The sequence below is a fragment of the Pseudomonas sp. NBRC 111131 genome, assembly GCF_001320525.1.
Classification (GTDB): domain Bacteria; phylum Pseudomonadota; class Gammaproteobacteria; order Pseudomonadales; family Pseudomonadaceae; genus Aquipseudomonas; species Aquipseudomonas ceruminis.
This window is the reverse complement of record NZ_BCBH01000054.1, coordinates 1-21,323: the sequence shown is the minus strand read 5'-3', so window position 1 is coordinate 21,323 and position 21,323 is coordinate 1. Positions and strand designations below refer to the sequence as shown.

The 21,323-nt window shown below is 61.5% G+C and carries 23 protein-coding genes, 1 tRNA gene and 3 pseudogenes; 11 read left to right on the top strand and 16 right to left on the bottom strand.

From position 1 onward, the window contains the following. From APH34_RS27180 to APH34_RS27135, 10 genes and pseudogenes are all read right to left on the bottom strand, one after another. The coding region (locus APH34_RS27180) for a phage minor tail protein L (protein WP_082422908.1) at positions 1-3,960 on the bottom strand (3,960 nt) is incomplete at its 3' end. Next, the gene (locus APH34_RS27175) at positions 3,957-4,295 is read right to left on the bottom strand and encodes a phage tail protein (RefSeq protein WP_054903695.1); all 339 of its coding nucleotides are present in this window, start codon (positions 4,293-4,295) and stop codon (positions 3,957-3,959) included. The genes APH34_RS27175 and APH34_RS27180, both read right to left, overlap by 4 nt. Further along, positions 4,295-6,681, bottom strand: a pseudogene (locus APH34_RS27170) (phage tail tape measure protein). Before APH34_RS27170 ends, APH34_RS27175 begins: the two are co-directional and overlap by 1 nt. Before the next feature lie 41 nt (positions 6,682-6,722). Continuing rightward, the gene (locus APH34_RS30120; RefSeq protein ID WP_236183081.1) at positions 6,723-6,929 is read right to left on the bottom strand and encodes a hypothetical protein; all 207 of its coding nucleotides are present in this window, start codon (positions 6,927-6,929) and stop codon (positions 6,723-6,725) included. A gap of 32 nt (positions 6,930-6,961) precedes the next feature. Further along, complete coding sequence (locus APH34_RS27160; RefSeq protein WP_054903693.1) at positions 6,962-7,306, bottom strand: hypothetical protein; 345 nt, start codon at positions 7,304-7,306, stop codon at positions 6,962-6,964. Between the two features lie 40 nt (positions 7,307-7,346). Then, complete coding sequence (locus tag APH34_RS27155) at positions 7,347-7,847, bottom strand: hypothetical protein (protein ID WP_054903692.1); 501 nt, start codon at positions 7,845-7,847, stop codon at positions 7,347-7,349. A gap of 54 nt (positions 7,848-7,901) precedes the next feature. Continuing rightward, entirely contained in the window at positions 7,902-8,288 is a 387-nt protein-coding gene (locus tag APH34_RS27150) for a DUF3168 domain-containing protein (RefSeq protein WP_054903691.1), read from the bottom strand. Further along, positions 8,281-8,364, bottom strand: a pseudogene (locus tag APH34_RS30490) (HK97 gp10 family phage protein); the annotation flags it as partial. The gene APH34_RS27150 and the pseudogene APH34_RS30490, both read right to left, overlap by 8 nt. Positions 8,365-8,730: 366 nt before the next feature. After that, positions 8,731-9,912, bottom strand: a complete 1,182-nt coding sequence (locus tag APH34_RS27140; protein ID WP_054903689.1) for a phage major capsid protein — start codon at positions 9,910-9,912, stop codon at positions 8,731-8,733. A 2-nt stretch (positions 9,913-9,914) separates the two neighbouring features. Then, complete coding sequence (locus APH34_RS27135; RefSeq protein ID WP_256215967.1) at positions 9,915-10,730, bottom strand: head maturation protease, ClpP-related; 816 nt, start codon at positions 10,728-10,730, stop codon at positions 9,915-9,917. Between APH34_RS27135 and APH34_RS27130 the strand changes: the two are divergent. The 3 genes and pseudogenes from APH34_RS27130 to APH34_RS27120 all read left to right on the top strand — a co-directional run. Next, positions 10,611-11,735, top strand: a pseudogene (locus APH34_RS27130) (DNA methyltransferase); the annotation flags it as partial. The gene APH34_RS27135 and the pseudogene APH34_RS27130 sit on opposite strands and share 120 nt — an antisense overlap. Before the next feature lie 307 nt (positions 11,736-12,042). Beyond that, positions 12,043-12,543 (top strand): hypothetical protein, encoded by a 501-nt coding sequence (locus APH34_RS27125; protein ID WP_054903688.1) that lies wholly within the window; start codon positions 12,043-12,045, stop codon positions 12,541-12,543. Continuing rightward, complete coding sequence (locus APH34_RS27120; protein ID WP_054903687.1) at positions 12,540-12,773, top strand: hypothetical protein; 234 nt, start codon at positions 12,540-12,542, stop codon at positions 12,771-12,773. The genes APH34_RS27125 and APH34_RS27120 overlap by 4 nt, the downstream gene beginning before the upstream one ends. A 52-nt stretch (positions 12,774-12,825) precedes the next feature. Here APH34_RS27120 and APH34_RS27115 read toward each other — a convergent pair whose 3' ends face one another. Then, complete coding sequence (locus APH34_RS27115; protein WP_054903686.1) at positions 12,826-13,113, bottom strand: hypothetical protein; 288 nt, start codon at positions 13,111-13,113, stop codon at positions 12,826-12,828. 172 nt (positions 13,114-13,285) lie between these two features. Between APH34_RS27115 and APH34_RS30485 the strand changes: the two genes are divergently transcribed. The 8 genes from APH34_RS30485 to APH34_RS27075 are packed head-to-tail and all read left to right on the top strand — an operon-like array spanning position 13,286 to position 17,153. After that, positions 13,286-14,029, top strand: a complete 744-nt coding sequence (locus APH34_RS30485) for a hypothetical protein (protein WP_371263331.1) — start codon at positions 13,286-13,288, stop codon at positions 14,027-14,029. Next, on the top strand, positions 14,026-14,289 hold the full coding sequence (locus APH34_RS27105) for a hypothetical protein (protein ID WP_054903685.1): 264 nt from the start codon (positions 14,026-14,028) through the stop codon (positions 14,287-14,289). Before APH34_RS30485 ends, APH34_RS27105 begins: the two co-directional genes overlap by 4 nt. Next, positions 14,286-14,798, top strand: a complete 513-nt coding sequence (locus APH34_RS27100; RefSeq protein ID WP_054903684.1) for a hypothetical protein — start codon at positions 14,286-14,288, stop codon at positions 14,796-14,798. Before APH34_RS27105 ends, APH34_RS27100 begins: the two co-directional genes overlap by 4 nt. Further along, positions 14,795-15,196, top strand: a complete 402-nt coding sequence (locus APH34_RS27095) for a DUF2591 domain-containing protein (RefSeq protein ID WP_054903683.1) — start codon at positions 14,795-14,797, stop codon at positions 15,194-15,196. The genes APH34_RS27100 and APH34_RS27095 overlap by 4 nt, the downstream gene beginning before the upstream one ends. Further along, positions 15,193-15,393, top strand: a complete 201-nt coding sequence (locus APH34_RS27090; RefSeq protein ID WP_054903682.1) for a hypothetical protein — start codon at positions 15,193-15,195, stop codon at positions 15,391-15,393. Before APH34_RS27095 ends, APH34_RS27090 begins: the two co-directional genes overlap by 4 nt. Before the next feature lie 56 nt (positions 15,394-15,449). Beyond that, on the top strand, positions 15,450-15,809 hold the full coding sequence (locus tag APH34_RS27085; protein WP_054903681.1) for a hypothetical protein: 360 nt from the start codon (positions 15,450-15,452) through the stop codon (positions 15,807-15,809). Positions 15,810-15,848: 39 nt separating this feature from the next. Beyond that, the gene (locus APH34_RS27080) at positions 15,849-16,085 is read left to right on the top strand and encodes a DUF4224 domain-containing protein (RefSeq protein ID WP_054903680.1); all 237 of its coding nucleotides are present in this window, start codon (positions 15,849-15,851) and stop codon (positions 16,083-16,085) included. Between the two features lie 3 nt (positions 16,086-16,088). Further along, positions 16,089-17,153: a tyrosine-type recombinase/integrase gene (locus APH34_RS27075; protein WP_054903679.1), complete on the top strand. Its 1,065-nt coding sequence runs from the start codon at positions 16,089-16,091 to the stop codon at positions 17,151-17,153. Between the two features lie 102 nt (positions 17,154-17,255). On the opposite strand, the gene APH34_RS27070 is transcribed toward APH34_RS27075, so the two are convergent. The 5 genes from APH34_RS27070 to APH34_RS27050 all read right to left on the bottom strand — a co-directional run bounded on the left by APH34_RS27070 (position 17,256) and on the right by APH34_RS27050 (position 21,295). Then, a tRNA-Cys gene (locus APH34_RS27070) sits at positions 17,256-17,329 on the bottom strand. A 154-nt stretch (positions 17,330-17,483) separates the two neighbouring features. Next, positions 17,484-18,503: a protease SohB gene (gene sohB / locus APH34_RS27065; protein ID WP_054903678.1), complete on the bottom strand. Its 1,020-nt coding sequence runs from the start codon at positions 18,501-18,503 to the stop codon at positions 17,484-17,486. A gap of 645 nt (positions 18,504-19,148) precedes the next feature. Next, positions 19,149-19,622: a Rha family transcriptional regulator gene (locus APH34_RS27060; protein ID WP_054903677.1), complete on the bottom strand. Its 474-nt coding sequence runs from the start codon at positions 19,620-19,622 to the stop codon at positions 19,149-19,151. 215 nt (positions 19,623-19,837) lie between these two features. Next, positions 19,838-20,839: a hypothetical protein gene (locus APH34_RS27055; protein WP_054903676.1), complete on the bottom strand. Its 1,002-nt coding sequence runs from the start codon at positions 20,837-20,839 to the stop codon at positions 19,838-19,840. Between the two features lie 54 nt (positions 20,840-20,893). Next, positions 20,894-21,295 carry a hypothetical protein gene (locus APH34_RS27050; protein WP_054903696.1) on the bottom strand — a complete coding sequence of 134 codons (402 nt, stop codon included), beginning with the start codon at positions 21,293-21,295 and terminating at the stop codon, positions 20,894-20,896. Positions 21,296-21,323: the final 28 nt, after the last annotated feature.

The window sequence follows — 21,323 nt, the reverse complement described above, 5'->3', positions numbered from 1 at the left end:
AATGGCCTGTCCGGCCGCCGTGATGTCCTGGCCTTGCCGGGTAACCTCGTTGGTCAGCGCCTGGACCGTCGATGCATCCGCCTTCATTGCAACCTGGTTCAGAGCGGACTGAGCAGCTGCAGCGGCGTCCGTTGCCACCTTGTCCGTCACAGCCACCCAGGCGCTACCGTTCCAGCGCTTTGGCGTGTTGGCATTGCTGGTCGTGTCGATCCAAAGGTTCTGGTTCAACCGGTCAGCCACTGCCGGCGCGGTCGACTGGTACAGCACCTTGCCCTTGGCGCCGGCGGCGTCAGCAGCAGCCTGGGCCGCCTGCTGTGCTGCGGTGACGTTCTGATTGGTCGTGGTCAGGCTGCCCTGTAGGCCAGTGATGGACTGGCCCTGGCTGGTCAGTTTGCCCTCGGCATCCGTTACCCGGGTGGTCAGGCTCTGCACCGCAGTGGCATCTGCCTTACCCGCCAGTTGGGTCAGGGCCGACTGCGCAGCTGCCGCAGCATCGGTGGCCACCTTATCGGTCACCGCTACCCATGCCGAACCGTTCCAGCGCTTCGGTGTGTTCGCGTTGCCCGTGGTGTCGATCCAGAGGTTCTGCGCCAAGCGATCAGCGACCGGCGGCGCAGCCGACTGTACGATAACCTTACCCTTGCCGCCAGCCAGCGTTGCCGCGTCCTGGGCGGCCTGCTGCGCTGCAGCGACGTTGCCGTTGGTGGTAGTCAAGCTCGACTGCAGGCCCGTGATCTGCTGGGACTGCGCGCTGGTGGTGCCTTCCAAGGTCTGCACCTTGGTTTCCACGGTCTGCACGCGGGCGGCCATGCCATTCGCCGTTTGCACCGCCTGGCCGATGTCGGTCCAGTAGGTGTCGTTCGGCGGCGGATTACCGGTGGGCACAGCGACCTTCGCCTGGTACAGCTTGCCGTTCTCGCCCAGCACGCTTTGACCAGCGGTGTAGGCCTGGTCTGGCTTGTAGGGCATCGAGTCGACCAGGTCGGCGATGTTGTCGATCTGTTCCTGCAGATCGCTCTGCACCTGATTGACCGAGTTGTTGACCTCGACAATCTGCTCGTTCAGCTCGCTGCGCACCTCGCCCAGGCGCTCGTTCACCGAGCCAGGGCCGTTCATGTCGATCAGGTCGATACGGCTGGTCAGCTCCTTGCCCAACTCGCTCTCGGTGATCCGATCCTTGATCTGCTCCAAGATCGGGCCGGCGTCGTCGCTGGCCATGCCAGAGACCACAGTCGGAGCGATCGGGAAGAAAGGCCCCAGGTTTCCAGTGCGATCCACCAGGCGCGCCCAGAAGTAGAACCGCTGGCCCGCGCGCAGGCCCTGCATCACGTATTCGTTCTGCGGGTAGGCCAGGTCGGCCAGCTTGGTAGCCTGGCCCAGGTCGGTACCCTCGCTGTACCACAGCTCGGTACGCTGGCTGTCTTCGGCACCAGCAGGGAAGCCCCACTTGATGCCGATGCCAAACAGCAGGCTCTCGGTGTCGAGGAAGGTGACCGAAGGCGGCAGGCCTTCCTTGCCATTCAGTTGCGTCAGGGTCGAGCTTTTCCAGATCGACGTGATGTCGAACGAGCTCACAGCGCGTACGCGTGCCAGGTAGGCACCCGCGTAAATGCCGACCACGTCTACCGAGGTTGCGCCGGTGCGCTGCAGGCGGACCCAGTTACCGTTGTCCTTGCGCCACTCCACGTCGTAGGCGACAGCGCCCTCCACTGCCGGCCAGGCGATGGTCATGGTGCTGACCGCGATACCTTGGTCGATCATGTGGGCGGACGACAGAGTAACACTTGCCGGCGGCTGCACGGTGGTCACCGGAATAACGCTGATCGGGTGCTCGTCCAGCTTGGCGCCGGTGTCGATGGCAGCGAACTTGCTCGGGTTGAACTCGAGCGCAGTGATCTCGTACTCACCCTCCTGGGTGCGCGTGGTCTTCAGCACCCGGAACAGCTGCACCGCCAGGTCGTCGTAGTCGATTGCCCACTGCAGTTCCGGCTCGGGCTGCACGCCATACGCGGTGGTCACCGTCACTGCGCGGCCGACGACCGATTGCACCGTGCGGGCCTGGGCGGTACCGTTCGGCAGGTTCAAGATCAGCCGGTCGCCAGCCTTGATCGGCGTGTCACGGTCCAGGGTCACCACGCGGCCGGCAGCCGCCGAAATCCGGCCCCCGTTCGGACGGCCAGCAACCAGTTCGTCAGCGACGGGAATGACGTAGCCAGGCAGCGGAATGCGCCCTTCCATACCGGTCTTGAAGGTGACGGTGCGGTCCTGGCTGTTGCTCAGCAGCGCCCACTTGCCGCGGCGCTGGGCCTCGGAGGCACGGGTGCAACCGATGGCCGAGATCTCGATCGGACGGTCGCGGTACCGGCGCTGAAGCGCGTTGTCGGTCACCGGGATGACGTCAGTGTCGTAGTTGTTCGCCGGGTTGTCGTAGCTGACCAGGGCCCGACTGTAATGGGTGTTACGCTCGGCGCCACCATAGACGAACTCTCCGTCGATGACGTTGGCCCGGGTGAACACGTAGTCGATGTCCTGGGCGCGCGGCATGTCCGCCTGCATGAACAGCGAGCCGTGAGCCCAGTACACCATGCCCCGGTAGATGGCCGACAGGTCGCGCAGCAGCGTCCAGGCTTCGGCGCGCCCCTGCAAGTTCATGTCGCACAGGAAACGCGGTTCCTGACCGCCGACGCCATTCGGCACCCGCTGGTCGCAATACTGGGCGATGCGGTACATCTCCCACTTGTCGACCATCCACGGCTTGATGCGCTTACCCAGGCCGAAACGGTCCTCTACACAAACCCCATAGGTCACGAACGCCGGGTTGTTGGTCCAGGCCTGCTTGAAGGTGCCATCCCATACACCGCTGTAGGTGCGGGCCACCGGATCGTAATTGCTGGGCACGGGCCAACGCTTGGCCTTGCACTTCAAGGTCACGGCGGGGATGTTCTGGAACTGCTGGGCGTCGAACTCGATGTACAGCAGCGCGGTGTTCGGGTAACGCAGCTTCTGGTCGATGATCTCGGTGTAGCCAGCGATGGTCATCGTGTCCGCAATGGTGCCGCTATTGGCGTTCGGGGTGATCCGGCGCACCCGCAGCATCCAGCCGGAGGTTGCCTTGGGCAGGTTGACGCGTACCGAGCGCTGGTAGCCATTGGTGGTCTTGCCGTCCACCGCGCCCAGGTGCGCCTCGACGCAGGCGCCACCATCGGTTGCGATATCGATGGCGTACTCGATGCGGTAGCCATTGGTGTTACCACTACTGTCCTGCTGAGCCAGGCGCGGCCAAGCCATGCGCACACGCACGGCCGAAAGCTGGGTGTTGCTCAGGGCGCGGGTGAACGGGTTGTCGCTGCGCAGTTCAACATTGACGGTGGTCTCGTTCTCGATCGCAGGAATGCCCTGGATATATTCCTGCTCGACGGAGCCTGGGCGCCACTCCCATTTCACACCCGGGAAGTTCACGTCGCCGCTGGCCAACTCCCATGCAACCGTGGTGCCGTTCTCGGACACCTTCTGATCGATGTACCAGACCTCAATCGCCTCCTCGGTCGGATCAGCGTCGGGGTTACCGCTTGGGAAATTTACCGCGTCCAGGTAGCGCGCCATGGTGTGACGTATGGTCAGCTTGAACTCGAGCAGGTTGTCGAAGGCCAGGCACAACGCTGTAATCCTGCCGTTGACGTTACCGACCGTCAGCGTGGGCCGCACGGCGGTGCCGTCCGAGTTCGCCTCGATACCGTCAATCTGCATGGGCCAGGCTCCGTACTCATTGCCCTGCCACCAAATCGACTTGGCGGGCAGCTGGTCGGCGTTCGCGCCTGCCGCTGCCAGTTCCTCAGGCGTGTGCGGTATCGCGTGCCCGTGGAACCACAGAGTGTCCGCGCCGAAGTCCGAGCCATCCAGCTCGAATAACAGAATCTCCGCGCCAGGCTCCAGCTTTTGCAACTGAGTGATCAAACTCATGGGTGGTACGCTCTCTCGAAGGTTGCCGTCAGCAGCACGAGGCCCCCTGGCTTTCGCTGCTGACGGAATGTTTCGCAGCGGTACATGCCGAGCGCGCCTTCGGGGTTGGTCCAAAGGAACGACTTGGCGCCTCGATGGCGACGTATGAACGCAATAGCGGGCTGGATCTCATCGGCCAGCCCGCCGAATGAAAGGGCCCAGCTGTCCGACTCGCCATTCAGCCCATCACTCGACACCTGGACATATCCGTCGCCAAACGGCGATTTTCTGGTGCGCAGTGTGCTGTCACCGCTGGCCTCATCATCAGGGACCCAGGTAAATGTCTCGATCGCCATCAGAGCCTCCCCGTGCTGTTGCGGTGACTCACTCCGCCAGGACGCCACGACACTGCGATCGCTCGCTCAGCGACCCCCTGCATTTGCCGCTCCATTGTCTGCTGCAGCGCAGTGCTATCTAACTCCATACCATCCGCGCTGCGGTCCTCCAGAGTCACTGCGACTGGCACAGTGACTTGAACAATGGTCGATCCTCCGCCGGAGCCGCCTACCACCTGCACGCCTAACGATCCATCCGAACCGCGCGCCAATGGCATGATGGCCTCAGGCCCAGCCTCACCGGCTACGCCCAACCCGCCGTTGGCCATGCCAAAGGCTGTGGGCCTGGTCAGTACGGTATTGGTGAACGCACCGCCCTTGGCGAACATTTGCACGCCGCCTGACCAAGCGCCGCCCAACGCCTGCGGAAAATATTTGCTGCCGTAACCTGCTTGCGATGCGCCAAGATTGGAAGAGACTGCTCCGGCAGAGCCAGCTGCCATACCGTTTCCTCCCCCACCGCCGAAGTAATTGCCCACGGCAGAGACGCCAAAGCCGACCAACCCGCTCAGTAGCGAGCTCGCAGCCTGCTGACTGGCAATCCTGGCCATATCTGAGATCACGCTGGTGGCAAAGTCCTTGAAGTTGGCCTTCCCCGTCCGAGCGAACTCAGCCACCGCATCACGTGCTGTATTGAATCCGGTGGTGAGCATGTCGTCAGTGGCGCCAGCCACGTTGGCCGCGTCGGACTGGATGTTGGCCCAGGCTCGCTTGGCACCGTTACGGTAGTCACGCTGGGCCTGCAGGCGCGCCTCAAAGCCGTCGACCTCCATCTGCAGCTCCCGCACCTGGTAGTCGGCCAGGTCTGCCAAGCGCTGCTGATAGGCGTCCTGGCTCAGGCGACGGGATACGTCCTCCTGCTGCTCCTCCAACTGCCGCCGCGCCTCGGCGTACTTCTGCCGCACGGCGTTCAGGCGGTCGGCCTGCTCGCGTTGGTCATCTCCCATGCCGACACCAGCCACGTCGGCATTGATCGCGTCCTGCCGTGTCTGTAACACCACCTCCATCGCCTTGCGATAGGCCTCGGCACTATTGCGCCGTTGCTCGGCCAGCTTACGCTCAGCTTCGGTACGCTTCTGGATCGTTCCGTCTGCATAGGCGGTGTTGAGGTTCTTAATACCGAGCTCCATCTCGGCAGCGGTGATCTTCCCTTTGGCCTGGGCCTTGCGCAGGCCTTCGATACCCTCCTTCAGGTCACCCAGGCGCTTGCGCTCCGGCAGGGCGCGGTCAATGATCGCATCCAGCGCCTTGATCTCGTCCCTTAGAGCCTTGGTTCTGTCCTTGCTACTGGCGGTGGCGTCCTTGTTCGCCTTCTTCTGCGCCTCGATCGCATTGGCCGCCGAGAGAATCGCCTTTCGGTCGGTTTCGGTCAGGTCGGCATTCTCGGCGATATGCCGGTTGGCTATTTTGATCGCATCGCCATTATCTTGCAGGCCCGCCAACTGCTTCTGCAGGGTTTCCAGGTACGTCTGACCTGCAGCGCTCATTCCCGCCTTGGCGGCATTGTTCTCCTGGGTCGAAGCGGTGTTCTCATCGGTCACACCGGTGAGCACTCGCAGTGTCTCAGCGATCAGGGCAGAGCGTTGGTCGGCATCGCTGACAGCACCGGCCTGGGTGATCCACTTCTGCACCGTGCCCACTGGCAGATTCAGCCGGTCGCCGACCTCGCGCAGGACGGGGGCCAGGTCGCCGCCAGCGGCCCGAGCCTCGTTCAGCCGGTCCACCACTTCCTGATACCGGCAGCGATGGCATCGACTATGGTGGGCATAGCACTCTGGATGGATACCCACCCGTCAGCGTCGATTTTGCCTGTCTGCAACGCCTTGGAGTACGCGTCGAGTGCCGAGCCAGCCTTGTCGGCCGATGCGGCGTTGGTCACCAGCAGGAAGCTGAAGCTGTCGGTGATATCGAGTGTCTGTTTGGTGTTGAAACCCAGACTGCGCATCACGTCAGCCGTGCGGATGTACAGCTCCTGCGCTTCGGCCAGCGGGCGGTAGGTTTCCTGGGCTGTGCGCAGCAGGCGCTCCTGCACCACCTGATACTCGGACGCGCTACCGGCGGCAGCTTTCATCCGGTCGGACATCTGCCCGTAGGCGTCGACTTGCTTAATGATGCCGCCGATCAACCCCGCACCGGCTACGGCCGCGAGCGCGCCGCGCATCAGCACGCCAGCTGACTGAGCTGCCGCCCCAGCCCTATCGAAGGCCGAATCGACGGTGGCCAGGTTGCGGTCGATCGCCTGCGTGCTTCGCGCCACCACTTGGTCGGCGTTCGCCAGTTCGCGGCGAAGCTGCGCCGTGGTGGCCTCGATCTGGACCAGCATCCCCTGGACTTGTTGATCGGCCATGCAATTCTCCAAGCACAAAAAAAACGCCCGTAGGCGGAGACTTACTCTTGCTGCCGGCCTCGGAAGAAGGCCTTCAACTTGTCAGCAACGTTGCCGGGTCTGCGCGGTGCCTGCCCCTGGTCAGACGCTGAGGTTTGGGCCTGGCCGCGTCCGGTCCAGTCGAGACGTGCATCGAGCGCCAGCATGAGTTGTGGGATGGGCGTACGCCACGCCGTGTCAGGCGGCCAGCCAAGCCAGCCGGTGGCCACGCCGAACAAATAGTCGACGTAGCTACCATCCTTTACGGCGCTGTGCTGTCCGCCCCGCCCTTTCCCCGGGCGACCACGCTCGGCGGTACCGGATTGAGCAGCACGGTGATGAAGTCGGTCAGTTTGGCTGAGACTTTGGCCACGCCGGTCTGGAATACTTCGGCAGCGACCTGGGCATGCTGGTCAGCCTGCAGGCTGGCGCCGGCGACGATTATGTCGGCGCTGGCACCGATACTCATCAGTCGCATCGATTCAAGCGCGCCTCGCAGACCGCCGAATCGGCTTTCAATCAGCAGGGCCGCCTCGAGGGTTGGGCGCAGGGTGTAGGTTCGTGCACCAACCACTAAGGTGGTGGTGCCATACAGAGCTTCGCTCATGGGCTTCTCTCAGCAGGGGACGGGGCCGAAGCCCCATCTATCAAGGGTTGGCGGGGCCAGGCAGAATTTCGAGGATGTCGGTGTTGATGCCCAGCGTGACGTTGCGACGCACAACGTTGTCGGCAGAACCAGCAGCCACCTTGTTGTTCATCACCTTCACACCGAAGTAGTACGTTGTCGGCAGGACCGGTGGAGATGCGCCTGGGTCACCGTCGTTCAGCGTGATCCTGATGTTGTAATTACCCTTGGAGCGGTCCTTGTGGGCAACGGCCACCGCCTTCTGCCCAACGTCTCCGTTGTCCAGACCCACGACCATGGTCATATCGCCAGCATCCGCGGTTCCCTTGTACTTGCGTACCCGGCCATCACGCAGTGAGGTGAAGTTCACGGGGTTGAACGTGTCGCCGAACTCGCCAAGGTCTTCGATCTCGCCTACATCAACGTAGGTGTCGGCCTTGTACTCGGTTACGGTTTCGGCGCCGGTTTTGCTGCCAATGGCCAGGCGGCAGCCGGCGGCTGTATTGAGGTTGTCTTCGGCCATGGGGAATCCTCCAAAGGCACATTGGATAAAGCCGCGGCGCGGCCGGTGGTTGACTCAGTGGGTAGTAATCACGCGGACCGTGATCGAGCCCTGGTAGGTAACGCCGTCGGCGTCGCGCTGGGCATCCGACTGGATGACACGGACCGAGACAGCGCGGCCGACCTCCAGCGGCAGTGGGCGCTCGTCCAATGCGGCGATCACCTCGCCGTTGATGCACTTGACCTCAGCCTGGCCGACGGCATCGGACCAGACAGACAAGTACAGCAGGCGCGTTTCGCGCTTGCGGCCCGAGATCGGAGTGCTATTGACCGAAACCTCACGGTCGATGGATACGTAGGGCATATCCGCGTTCAGCGGCGCCCCGTCGTAGATCGGGCAACTGACCTCAGTCTGAAGCCTGGTGAAGATCGCCTCTTGCAGGGCCAGCGATGGATCAGCCATTTCCTACTCCCTGGCTCGCCTTGCGCAGCGTAAGCCGCACTGCAGCCTCGAGGTCGGCCATCACATACTCCCTATCCGCCAAGTCTGACGCAGCCAGGCTGGTTCCTTCGGTTGCAGCACCGCCAATAGTGGGGAGGCTGGAGTTGCCACCCTGCTCGTCTGTTGCAGCATCAGTGCCCGGAACTGCCTGCCCCTCTGACGTTGCCGAGACCGTTCCTTCCGATGGACCTGGAACAGCTGCGGGGGCGCCCGCATCGCCAGGATCTTGAACGCGCTCACCGCCAGGCGAAAGACGCGAATGGCCAGCTCCAGGCTCGCCGCTGCTGGAATCAAGGGTCGAGACCGGATTCTTCGCCTCAGTCGTGGCTGCTGGTGCTTCCTGTTTACGTGCCATTGGAGTACTCCAGTGGGGCGCCATTTCTGGCGCCGCGTTGCGGAAAGGTTAAGGCGTCACCAGCGGACCAGTGACGAACGCTTCGTCGCGGTAGATCGCGAACGCCAGGCGCTCCTCGGCGCGGATCGTCGCCATGTTGTTCTCGAAGTCCTTGTCGTTCTCGGTCGAGATGAGCACTTCGATTTCCATGCGGTCGAAGATCTGTGCGCCGAGCTTGAACGCACCGACGAGGAAGTCGTTCTGCGTCATCGCTTGAGTGGACACCACCGGGCGGTTCCAGAGTTTTGCGTTCGTACCTTCCTGCGGCTGGCCGATGATGTAGCGGCCCTCACCGTCTTTAGTGAGCTCGATCGCTGCCCAGTCGATGGGATTCAGCACGATGCCATCCGAGGGGAAATCGGCCAGCTCAGCTTGCAGCAGCGCCAGGCGCAGACGGTCGATCCGTTGCTCACCCACCACCGTCAGGCCGGCCTGCGGTGCATACAGCTGAGCAACAGTCACGAGACCCTGCAGGTTGGCACCCGTGCCGTTTCCGTAGAGCAACTGAGCCTCTTCCGCCATGTTCAGGCCGTAGCGAGCGCGACTGTCGATGTAGCTCTGCAGCGCCTTGGCATCGTCGAGCATCTGCCGACTCGCCTTGAACAGGTGGGCAATGGTGCGGACGTTCGCCGTCGTCAGTGCGAAGGTGATGTCGGAGTACGGCTTGGCAGTGTTCTCCGCGACGGTACGCGCGTTGTTGGTGAATCCGGTCTCACGGATGTACTCGATGGAGTTCGATTCCGTTTCGCCCGGGGCCACCAGGTCACGAATGGTCAGCCGGCGCTGCGGCGGCGTAACGACCCCGGCCAAGCGCTGAGCGGGGACCAGGTCGCCGCCGGTCGCGGTGGTAATGGCCGCACGCGGCACGGACACACGGCGCGAACCACGGAAGGACGAGTTCATGTCCTGCATTTCTTCGCTGCCGATCACCAGGGCGCCGACCGACTTCTGCGGCTCATCTTGGTTGCCGCGGTCACGGCTGGCATTCACCAGCTTCTGCTCAGCTTCGCCCAGGCGGGCATTGAGCTCACCCTGCTTGGTCAGCAGTTCATCGACCTTGGCACGGGTTTCGGCAGTCATCTCGCCGGACGCCTTGATCTGTTTGTCGGTAGCCTCAGCTTGGGCTTTGATCTGGTCGCCAATGCCCTTGAGGCTGGCGTTGAGTTCCTTGACTTGGGCTTCAAAGTCCATGGTCACTTTCCTTTCAGAGAATTGAGGATATTGGTTGCCGCGCTCAGAGAGGCGGAGAGGTCTGGCGCGACAGCGCTTGGCTTGTCGGTCGGAACAGCGCGCGGCGTGTTCCCGCTGGCAGCGCGAGGCGTGCAAGACTTGAAAGTGGCGAAGAGTTCGCGGCGCTCGGAGCGCGGCATACCGGCCTTGGCCAGGGCTGCATCCATGGCCTTGAGTGCATTGGCCTGGCCGGTTTCCTCGGTCTCGCGCTCGGTGACCTCAGCCGCTGCCAGCAGGCCGGTCGCCAGCCCCAGTTCCACCGCCCGCTTGCCCCGGATGAACGTCTCGTCATCCATCAGCTCGGCCATGTCCTCGACGGGCTGTCCGCTGGTTTCGGCGTAGAGATCCGCCATGGCGGCATCGAACTCCTCCATGTCGGCCGCTACGTCGCGCAGGTAGTGGCGATTGCCGGCGAGGAAGGTCCAGCAGTTGTGGATCATCAGGAAAGCGCTGCTAGCTACTTGGCGTTCGGAACCGGCCAAATAGATGACGGAGGCCGCGCTGGCAGCCATGCCGAGCACCTTGGTGGTGACCTTCTGCTTGTGCTCACGCAGGCGGTTATAGATGGCGATGCCTTCGAACATGTCGCCACCGGGCGAGTTGATGTATACCGTCACTTCGCGGTCGCCGATCGCACGCAGCGCTGCGTCGATGCGCTTGAGAGCGTTCAATCGCTGGGCGAGCCACTGCGCACCGTCACCGCATGGCCACGGGGCGGCACTTTCGCGATGGCCAGCCCTACCCTGGTGCAGACCGGATACGGCGAACGCGTCGGCCAAAAGCCGAGGGTGCCAGGCCTGGATCAGCCGTTGGGCACAGTCGTCGCCGGCGGCGTGAAACATGCGCTGTCGAGCGCGGTGATTCTGCCAGCAACCCATCAGGGCACTGTCCGGGTGAACGACCCGGGTGAACCGCTGCCCACGGTCACCGCCGCCAACCGCGGGGAGCTGATGATGGCCAGCCCTGTGATGATCGGAGCAGGCGGCCCGGTGTATGCCGGTAAGCCAGTAGCAGCTGACCAGCCCATGGGGACCTTGATGACCCAGAGCCACCGAGCGCTGGCATCGGCGCATCTGGTCAAATTCCGCTTCAACAGCGAGGGAACACCGGTAACCGAACCGGTGCCCACCATCACTAGTGGCGGCAACTACAAGCGGCCGGCAGGCGCCGCGCACGCCATGGGCGTCTGCACCGCGTTCATTGAGCAGGCGAACGGTGGGTTCAACACCACGCCAGCCAAGGGCGCCGACGAGCCGCTGACCACGGTCACCAACACCGGCAGCCAGCAGCGCCTCGTGACCGCGAGCCTGGCCACGCTCCGCCGCAACTGCGTAGGCCGTCCCGTAGATGACCTGGTGCCGACAATGACCGCCGGCGCCGAGCACCACGCGCTGGTCGAGTACAAGCTGTCGCCCGAGCACGAGGAAGGCGCCCTGCGCGTCGCGGCATTCCTGATCAGCTACTACGGCACGGAGAACATCAGCGCTTGCGACGCCCCTGCGCCGACAGTGACCACCAAAGATCGTCTGGGCCTGGTGACCGTCTTCGTGAAGGGGACGCCTTACGTGATCGTCGACATCTGCCTGCGCATGCTGCAGCCGCATGAGCTTTACCGGGCTCAGGGCTTCCCGGCCAGCTACATCATCGACAAGGGCGCCGACGGCAAGCCATTTACCAAGACCGAGCAGGTGCACATGTGCGGCAACAGCGTCAGCCCGCCGCCGATGGCTGCCCTTGCCCGGGCCAACGATCCATGGCGCGCTGCCAGGTCCCTGGTAGCTTAGAAGACAAGAAACCGACGAACGGTAATCAGAAACAGCCAAAAAAGGGGCACCCGCTTTCCACTATCAATTCATGTGAGTCATTACCTGACTCCATGACCCATAGAGGAATAGCTATGCCTAGCAAGATCTGTAACCGCTGTAAAGAGTACCACGAGCAGGAAATCAACAGCTCCCTTGGCGCAGGGGTCCTCCTTGTCGTCATCCTCGCAGCCATCGCTCACTACTACGGCGTTTGGCACTTCGCGTAAGCCCTGATGTCGGGGCAGCCCTACGGCTGCCTCGTCATCCTGAACGGATAGGCGTTCCCATGCCCACAGAAAACCGATCCAGCAACACAGAGATGGTCAGCGTGCCGCGCCAGCAGCTGCAGGCCTGGCAAGAGCGCTTTTCGAAAGCGCAGATGTTCCAGCAGTCTACCGAGATCAAGGCAGCACTGGCCCAGCAATCCCCGCAGCCCCAGGCCGAGCCAGTGGCTCATGCTCGAATCTGCGGGGTGGGGTTTGACTCAAAGGGAAACACCGTCAGCATGGAAATCGGCGTAGATAACATGCCCGTTCCGCGCAAGGTTGAACTCGGTGAGCAGTTCATTTTCCTTGATGATCATCGGCGCGAGGTTGAGCGACTTCGCGCGGCCCTGAAGTTCTACGCAGACCGCGAGCACTACCACTTCGAAAGCGGGAACTGGGACACCGTGAGCGGCGAGCCGCTGAACATTCTTTGGTGTGTTGACGAACCTGACTTCATCGAGGATGGCTCCGTTGCGCGTGCCGCCCTATCCGCCAGCGCAGAGCCTGAGGCGAAGTCGTGAAGACGCACTTCGCACCATTCACCGACCTAGATGCCCTCGAGCAAGCGCCGTGCGGCACCTGGCTAGGGGAATCCTCCGAGCTGTCAGGCGACTGGGCCATGGTCGATTGCGGACTCTGCAAGAAGCGCCGAAAAAGGATAATCACAGCCGCAGCTGATGAAGAGCGCGCCATCGTTGAGCAGATGGGCGACATAGCGGCCTTCATGCGCACGGAAGGCTCCGCCCCGTAAGAGAACATCTGTACTCCTAAGCAGTAACCTCTCTCCCTCTATTTCGAGCAGTTTACAAGCCTCGCTGTGAACCCAGGCCCTCAGTAGCGATTCGGCGAGCGCGGCCCACGCCCCAGGCTAATGCCTTGGTCATCGATTCACCTGGGCGGGAGTCAAAAGCCTCTTCATGCAGCGCTTCGCCACCGGACGCATAAACACCGATGAACATCTGCGTATTCCCCGTTCGCGACAGTCTCACCTGAACGTCGATGGACGTGCCGTCATCGAGAGCTTCGTCATGGTCCCGGTGATGCAGGTTTGGGTCCGCCCACTGCCAATAAACGTCTCCACGAATCCGCATGTCTTCCCTCCTACGACTTCAGCTGTATGCATCAAACCACCATAGCCAAATCGAAGCGGCTCGCAACCGTACCTGCCTGATTTGTGAGTTGAATCAGACTATTGGCTGGCACCGCTTTTTCTAACCCCTCCCCCCTCTATTCACTGCCGCGATAGGCGGCCAAGGAATCGTCATGCCTGAAGAAATCAAGTTGATCCAACGTGTTGCCGTCGAGCGCGACCAGGATGGCTGGTGGGATCACCCCGACCTGCCCGACTTCGACGAAGACCAGGCCGCCTTCAAAGCCTGGCTCGTACAGCAGGGCCTGGAGCTGAAGCAGTGGCACATGGATTCGGATATCGGCGAACACCACCCTTACGACGACGGCGCGTGCCACTGCCTCGGCTGGGAGCCTGAATGCCCAGGGCCTGAATGGTTCCTGTTGGGGATCTTCGATACAGAGGATGGCCCGTGTGTCAGTTGGGCGAGGCGGAAGGCCGAGGAAGCCTGGTCAGTGAATGGCGATGACGGATCGTGGGACTACCCGAATCTTACCGCGCTGATTCGTGACAACTTCGGCGCCGCAGCGGATGGCACCAGCTTCGGCCCAGGACGGGGCAACGGCCTCAAAGTGGGCGACACTGTACATACCGGCACCGTCTGCAAGTACGACCCTGCCGGGTTCCTCCCCGATGCTGATGACCTGCTCAACCACATGTTCGAGGCCGCCGCCGGAAGCGACGCGGGGGAATGGGTCGACAACTACCCTGACCTCGACGACGAGGCGACAGCAGCTCTCGGGAAGGCGCTGGAGCCGCTGCAGGCTTGGGCCCGCAAGTTCTGCCAGCCCAACTTCTTCACCATCGAGAAGATGGCTCTGCACACTGTTACCGAGGAAGACGTGCGCCTGGCCAAGGCCAGCGGGGTGCTGTTGTGACTCGCCTCGCCCTCTGCCTCCTGCTGCTGACCACCGGCGCCAGCGCAGCACCTCAGCCACAAGAAAACGTCATCGACGTGCAGCACGACAGCCAGCGCGGCGTCACCTGCTACCTGCTCAATGGGGTCGGCATCAGCTGCATCCCCGACAGCCAGCTGCAGGCCGGCTACCAGCGCCAGCTCTCCCCGCACGAAACACAACCCGAACCTACACCCGCACTGGCGCCTGGGCGCTGGATTGATGAGAGGTATGAGCTGTGACAGAAGACGACATCATTCAGCTGTCGGCCAAGGCTATGGGCTTCGAGCTGGAGTACCGGCGCGGCAGTGACGCCTTCTACTACGACGATCCGGAGACAGGCCGGGAGGTTTGGCTGCCGATGCGGGATGACCGGCAGACGATGCTCATCATCGCAAAGCTCAGGATGGACATCTGCTGCTTGCACCACCTCGCTCGGGCCACAGCTCATGTTCCGTATGTCGGTTTCAAGCAAAGTGAGGTGTCGCATGCAGACGAACCCGGCGCCCGGATGAGCGCGCTGCGCTTGGCAGTTGCAACTGTGGCTGCCAAGTATGGCCAGGGCATGCTCGTTGGCGGGACAGATGAGCGAGTTCTGGGGCACTTGATCGGCATAGAGGGATCAACGGCCCACGCCATGCGCGGCGCCATCCGCGAATCTCGGGAGGAGATCAGCAAGGCATGCCAGCGCCTGAAGCGAAAGGGATTGGTGACCAACAAGGGTCCTTTCTGGCAGGCGGTGCAGCGATGACCGACCTGATCGAAGTGAAGACGGCTGACTTGACCGGCGAAGCGCTGGGCTGGGCCGTTGGCAAAGCCGAAGGGCTGAACCTTGAACTGGTCCCGCCGCAGTACGGCAACCCCTGGCGGGTGTTCGCACGGTACCAGGGCCAGGCCATCGAGCACACCAAACGCTACAACCCGTGGGAAGACTGGGCGCTGGGCGGGCCTCTATTCGATAAGCACTGCAAGGGCTTCGGCATGCTGCAGGACGGCACAGCCTCCCGGTACCGAGCTTTCGCCTACAACCGACCCACTGGATTCAGCCGGTTAGCCGGAGGTCCAACGATCCTCGCCGCAGGCTGCAGGGCGATAGTCGCTCTGAATATTGGCGATACCGTCCAGGTGCCGAAGGAGCTGATGCCGTGAGGAAGCTGGTATACCGCATCAACCGCTGGCTACCGTTCGGTGGCTTGCCGATCGCCCGCGCCCGACTTGGTCGCAATACCTGCACCCTCTACAAGAATGGCTGGGTCCTGATCAGCGATGGCAAGAGCACTGACGCCTTGCCGGTCAACTTCACCAGCCAGGCCCTGATCGACGCATTCGCGGCCGAACTCGCCTAACCCCTCCCCCAACTACTCAAGCCCGCCGATATGCGCGGGCATGGAGAGCTATTGCCATGACGAAACACAATCACACGCCCGGCCCCTGGTTCGTTGAGTCCAGCGACAAAACTCCAATTTACGTCTCGCCAGTTGATCGCCACGAGCAGATCGCCATCTGCAACGTGATGGTCATCGATGAGGATGGCGATAGCGATTCGGGCGACTGGATCAACGGCGACCAGACCAAGGCCAACGCCAAGCTGATAGCCGCGGCGCCCCTGCTGCTGAGGGATCTGATCGAAGCCGCTGCCCAGCTGCGCAAGTACGAAGCCCTGCACCGCGCCAAGGGCACCGCCGACAGCCTGGCAAAGGCCGAGGTCAACGCCGAACTGGCATCGCGCTTCGAGCAGACCATCGCCCAGGCTACGACCTGACCACCAACCTGCCGCCACCGGCGGCGTGGAGACCATCCCATGGAACATGCAAGCGAGTTTCTCGACGAGGAAGAGGTGGTGCGGGTGACCGGCTACCAGCTCCCGAGCAAACAGATCGCGTGGCTGGCCAACAACGGCTGGCAGTACACGCTCACCCGGGCCAGACGGCCCATTGTCGGCCGAGTGTACGCCCGGCTCAAGATGGCAGGCGTCAAGCCAACGGCAACGAATGCCACGGCCGAAACATGGACATTGGACTTATCGCGCGTGGGGTAACAGATGCGCACCAGGAAGGCATCGAATAAGGACCTGCCGCCGCGGATGTTGCGGCGGGTTCGCAAGTTGAAAAGCGGGAAACTGTGGGTCGGCTACTACTACGATGGGAGGGATGCAGACGGGAAGCGGCAGGAAGTACCACTGGGGACTGACCTCGCTGAGGCCAAGCTGGAATGGGCGCGCCTGGAGCACAAGGCGAAGCCGAAAGTGATGGCGACGATGGGCGAGCTTTTTGAGCGGTACGAGCGCGACATCATCCCGGGTAAGTCGCCACGCACGCAGAAGGACAACAAGTACGAACTGGAGCGCCTGCGCAAGGCGTTCGCTGAGGCACCGATCGAGGCCATCAGCCCGCCGGTCATTGCCCAGTACCGGGACGCGCGCAGCGCCAAAACCCGGGCAAACCGGGAGATCGCCCTGCTCTCGCACGTTTTCACCATGGCCATGGAGTGGGGGTTTGCCGAGCGCAACCCATGCCTGGCGGTTCGCCGCAACAAGGAGAAGGTGCGCGACTTCTACGCCGCCGACGAAATCTGGGATGCGGTGTATGCCGAAGGCGACCAGGGCCTCAAGGATGCTATGGACCTGGCCTACTTGGCCGGCCAGCGCCCTGCGGACACCCTGAAATTCAGCACCGTCGACCTTGACGAGGACTATCTGTGGGTCGACCAGAACAAGACCGACAAGAAGTTGCGCATCCGGCGGCACGTAAACGGCGAGCTCACAGGCCTCGGCCTATTCATCGAGGCGCTTCTGGAACGGCGAAAGCTGCAGGGAGTGCGTAACTCGCGCCTCATCACCAACGATTCAGGCCTGCGCATGAGCTGGGAAATGCTGAGGAACCGCTTCAGCGAAGCGCGGGACAGGGCTGCGCGCAAGCTGACTGCCGATGGCAACACTGACCTGGCCATCAAAGTTCGGCAGTTCCAGTTCCGCGATATCCGCCCGAAGGCGGCTTCGGAGATTGAAGACATCAGCCACGCCAGTCGGCTGCTTGGACACTCCAAAGAGGAAATCACCAAGCGCGTTTATCGCCGGGTCGGCGAGGTGGTCAGCCCAACCAAGTAGACGGCTGATGCGGAAACGATGTCCGATAATGCGGAAACGATACGGGTTTTCTGAGCACAAAGAAAAACCCCGCAGACGTTAATCTGCGGGGCTTTCGAATGGTGGAGGCCGAGGTCGGAATCGAACCGGCGTAGACGGATTTGCAATCCGGAGCATAACCACTTTGCTACTCGGCCTCAAAGTTAGGATCTAGCCGCTTGCGCTTTGCTATCTCCTTGAAACACCGCACCTTTTTCAAGGTTTGCTGCGTTTCGATGGGCGCCATTATGTCTGCATTCCTCGCACCTTGCAACCCCCTGAACATAAAAAATATTCAAGGGGTTCAAGGTCTTAGCGCAAGCGGCCGAGTTTGCTCCACAACCCTACCACGGCGTTCTCCACGGTGCCGCTGGCAGCCATGCCGATGCGTTCCTGCAAACTCTTGCGCTCGGCGTAGTGCAGGTGGAACAGGTTGGCGTGACGTGCACGGTCGCTGAGGTACTCGTCGCTGGTCTGCAGTTCGTCCACCAGCTTGCGGTTCAGCGCGGCTACGCCCAGCCAGACCTCGCCGGTGGCCACTTCGTCGATGTGCAACTGCGGGCGGTAGCGGGCAACGAAGTCCTTGAACAACTGGTGAGTGATGTCCAGGTCTTCCTGAAACTTCTCCCGGCCCTTCTCGGTGTTTTCGCCAAAGACCGTCAAGGTGCGCTTGTACTCGCCAGCGGTCAGAACCTCGAAATCGATGTCGTGCTTCTTCAGCAGGCGGTTGACGTTGGGCAATTGCGCCACCACGCCGATCGAACCCAGTACCGCAAAAGGTGCGCTGACGATCTTCTCGCCAATACAAGCCATCATGTAACCGCCACTGGCGGCCACTTTGTCAATGCACACCGTCAGCGGGATGCCTGCCTGGCGGATCCGCGCCAACTGCGAGGCCGCCAGGCCGTAGCTGTGCACCAGGCCTCCACCGCTTTCCAGGCGCAGTACCACTTCGTCACGCGGGGTAGCGAGGGTGAGCAGCGCGGTGATCTCGTTGCGCAGGCTTTCGGTGGCAGAGGCCTTGATGTCGCCATCGAAGTCGAGCACGAACACCCGGCCCTTCTCTTCAGCCTTGCCCTTCTTCTGTTGTTTTTCCGTCTTGGCCTGCTGCTTGCGCAGGGCCTTGAGCTGGGCCTTGTCGAGCAGGCCCGACTCCAGGCGCTCGCGCAATTCCTTATAGAACTCGTTCAGACGGGTGACCTGCAATTGCCCGCCAGCCTTGCGCCGCCCCTTGCCGCGCAAACCGGCAATAGCAGACAGCACCACCAGAATGGCAATGACCAGGGTGGCGGTTTTAGCGAGAAAGCTTGCGTATTCGGCAAGAAACTCCACAGTAGTCCTCAATGCCCGGAATTAAAGGGCTACGCTACCATGGCTTGTGACACTTTGGTACGGTCTTGTGACATTCCGAAGCACTTGAGGCAGGCTCAGCGGCGCACCTTTCGGGCTTTCTTCTGGGTCCTTATCACCTGCCCGTGAGGGGTCCCTATCGCGCCTACGGGCACCCATGCGAGGGCCTACGGGGGAACCTGCGCGGGAATGATTGAATAGGTGACCTTTCAGATTTTTCTGTCGGATTCTCAAGGGGGCCTATGCGACCACAACCAGAACCCCAGTTGAACGGCCAGACAGACCCAGTAGAGGGCCTGTAGGTGGTCCATGGGGTTCTCCTTGAAGGGTTAGAGTGACTTGTGAAAGCGAACGTCTGTGAGTTCGTGTTGCAGGGCTACCTCAAGGAGGCGCTCATAGGTATGCGGCCACCTCCCTTGAGATTGGTCATTAGAAGCGCCTGATTGAAGCAAGGCATAGCATAGCGCCGCATGTGGTGTCAGAGACTCGACAGGCACCTTAGTGACTACCCGTTTGCCCTTGTAGGTGTAGCACAGTGTGACACTCATCGCGGGACCTTTTTGTGGGCAACTTAGCTATTGAGCATAGCCCGTCACGCTTCGTTTGAGGAAGTATCAATCAACGACCTCAGCGGGCCTTGAGACGCCTTGCAGCGGCCTTGATGTCCCTCATTGCGATTCGATAGTTGTCCTTCTCTCGTTCGAGCAGGTGAACCACAGCAGCCTGTATCGACACACGTTCAAACCCTGAGCCTTCCAGTTCAAGCCAGCGCTTGACGATCATGTTGGACAGCTTGAAGGAATACCGGGAGAGCAGCGTAAAGGTCAGCTCTTTGTCGAGAATGGTCAGCGGTAATAACTTGCTTTGACTGGACTGGTAGCTGGCCTCGACCCATTGAGGTGCCCCCAGATTTGGGGTCTCCCTTTCCAGCTCGTTGAGCATCTTTCGGATGTCTCTGAGTACATGGTCATGGCGCTTACCGGTGATCTCGGCGATCTCCAAGGACGACATACCGGGTAAGCCGTTGAGAGTCGTTGAGGATACCGCTCCGGCCTTGGAGATGTTCTCGAAGATGGTCGCTGTATTGGTGGTCATGGTCATAGTCTGTTTTCCTCTTGTTTGCTCCCTCAAGTTCGCTCCCACCGGCAGCCGAAAGACCCGACCAAGGTTTCTGCCGGTGGCATGAAGGAACAAACAGAAAGACTTTCGGTTAGATAGATGCCCAGCGACGGGCGATGATGCGGATAGGTGAAGCTGTGCCCCTGCCGGTCCCTCTTTAGGTCCGGCCTTACGGGGCTATCAGGGTTTCCCTTAGATCAGCTCAGGGCAATGCGAGTGACCAGCGGGAACGGCACTTGAACGGTCTGAAGACGATCCTCGGTCAGAGCTACCTTGACCATGCCATTGGCGATGATGTCCACCACAGCCACGATCTCAAGGTCCCAGCCTTGGGCGTTTGGGTTGCGAGTCGCTTCAATCTTCCAGATGCTACCGTCTTGGCGCTCACGGTAGCTCAGCGAGGTGAAAAGCTTGGGCAACATGAAGACGCCGTGGTCAGTGCCTGTATACGGCTGTACGCCTGCGCCAATGAGGTCCTCGATAGAGTCCTGACCAGCACGTTGAGCAGCACGCTCAAGAACAGCCACCAGTGACACGGGCAGCAGGATCACGAAGTCGCTCAGCGAGGTCCCTACAGTCTGGTTAACGTGGGTCGTGAGGATGTCGATGAGGTCCTCAGCGATCTCAGCAGGCTTACCCGTTGGTTTGGCCTCAGAGACGCTCTCAGTGCTTGGGGCAGTCGCCAAGATGGCAGCGACCTTACCGGCTGCGCTGTGCTCAATGTCACGAAGCATCTTGTCAGCGGTTTGCTCCATAGACTGGACGGTGAAGCCTGCCATCAGGTTGTGGTCAAAGATCGTAGCTCGGTGGCTGATGACCAATGCCTTGTCGGTCGCCTCGGTGAAGATCACAGAACCGGCCAGGACCTCGCCCTTCTCGACGGTCTGGTTATCCCAGTTCTTACGAGGGTCGAAGGTGACAGAGCGGTCGGCCATGGTGATGATTTGTTGCCCAGTGGCCTCAGAGCCAGCCGGACGGAACTCGCAAGGGGTTGCCTCCATGGCAGCCTCTCGCCACTCATCGCCGTTCAAATAGTCCTCAGCGGCTTCCACAAGGGCTTCCACATAGACGGACACATCGGTGGCCGCTTGGGTCTCAGGTCGAACATCGGCGGTGTTGAATCGAATCGACCCAGTGTGCTCATCGGTGATGGCGGTGGTGTAGGTCGATGGCTTGGCGTACTGGAATGGTTGTTTCATGATAATGATTCTCCTGAATAGATGAATGAAGTGTGTGTGTCGAGGGAAGTGCTGTTACCAGCCACCGCTATTGCTACGACGAGCAGCCAGAATTTTCTGACCATGCTCACGAATGGCAGCGTTTCGGGCTTCCCGATCAGCCTTCGCTTGGGCGATCTCTCGGGGCGTATGCTCACGGCACCGCTCAGCATGGGCATTGGCCTCAGCCTGTTTACGGGCCTTCTCTTGGGCGTCCTCGTACTGATGCTGGCGGTACTCTCGGGCAACTACAGGAATCGCTTGGAGCGACAGACCGGCCTCATCGAACGCCTTAACGATCTCGAATTGCTGGCCCTTAACGGTCCCGCATTGGGCGACCAGCATGGGCAGCATGATGTTCTCGACGTACTCACGGTTCAGGGTCTGGCCCGACACGGTGACTTCGTTCTTCAGGACTTTCGTGATAGTGATTTTCATGGTTTGGGTTCTCCTGTGAGGTGACCCA

Coding starts and splice junctions, on each gene's coding strand:
- APH34_RS27175 (WP_054903695.1), bottom strand. CDS start 4,295: ATGGCGATCGAGACATTTACCTGGGTCCCTGATGATGAGGCCAGCGGT.
- APH34_RS27160 (WP_054903693.1), bottom strand. CDS start 7,306: ATGAGCGAAGCTCTGTATGGCACCACCACCTTAGTGGTTGGTGCACGA.
- APH34_RS27155 (WP_054903692.1), bottom strand. CDS start 7,847: ATGGCCGAAGACAACCTCAATACAGCCGCCGGCTGCCGCCTGGCCATT.
- APH34_RS27150 (WP_054903691.1), bottom strand. CDS start 8,288: ATGGCTGATCCATCGCTGGCCCTGCAAGAGGCGATCTTCACCAGGCTT.
- APH34_RS27140 (WP_054903689.1), bottom strand. CDS start 9,912: ATGGACTTTGAAGCCCAAGTCAAGGAACTCAACGCCAGCCTCAAGGGC.
- APH34_RS27125 (WP_054903688.1), top strand. CDS start 12,043: ATGCCCACAGAAAACCGATCCAGCAACACAGAGATGGTCAGCGTGCCG.
- APH34_RS27115 (WP_054903686.1), bottom strand. CDS start 13,113: ATGCGGATTCGTGGAGACGTTTATTGGCAGTGGGCGGACCCAAACCTG.
- APH34_RS30485 (WP_371263331.1), top strand. CDS start 13,286: ATGCCTGAAGAAATCAAGTTGATCCAACGTGTTGCCGTCGAGCGCGAC.
- APH34_RS27095 (WP_054903683.1), top strand. CDS start 14,795: ATGACCGACCTGATCGAAGTGAAGACGGCTGACTTGACCGGCGAAGCG.
- APH34_RS27085 (WP_054903681.1), top strand. CDS start 15,450: ATGACGAAACACAATCACACGCCCGGCCCCTGGTTCGTTGAGTCCAGC.
- APH34_RS27080 (WP_054903680.1), top strand. CDS start 15,849: ATGGAACATGCAAGCGAGTTTCTCGACGAGGAAGAGGTGGTGCGGGTG.
- APH34_RS27075 (WP_054903679.1), top strand. CDS start 16,089: ATGCGCACCAGGAAGGCATCGAATAAGGACCTGCCGCCGCGGATGTTG.
- APH34_RS27060 (WP_054903677.1), bottom strand. CDS start 19,622: ATGACCATGACCACCAATACAGCGACCATCTTCGAGAACATCTCCAAG.
- APH34_RS27055 (WP_054903676.1), bottom strand. CDS start 20,839: ATGAAACAACCATTCCAGTACGCCAAGCCATCGACCTACACCACCGCC.
- APH34_RS27050 (WP_054903696.1), bottom strand. CDS start 21,295: ATGAAAATCACTATCACGAAAGTCCTGAAGAACGAAGTCACCGTGTCG.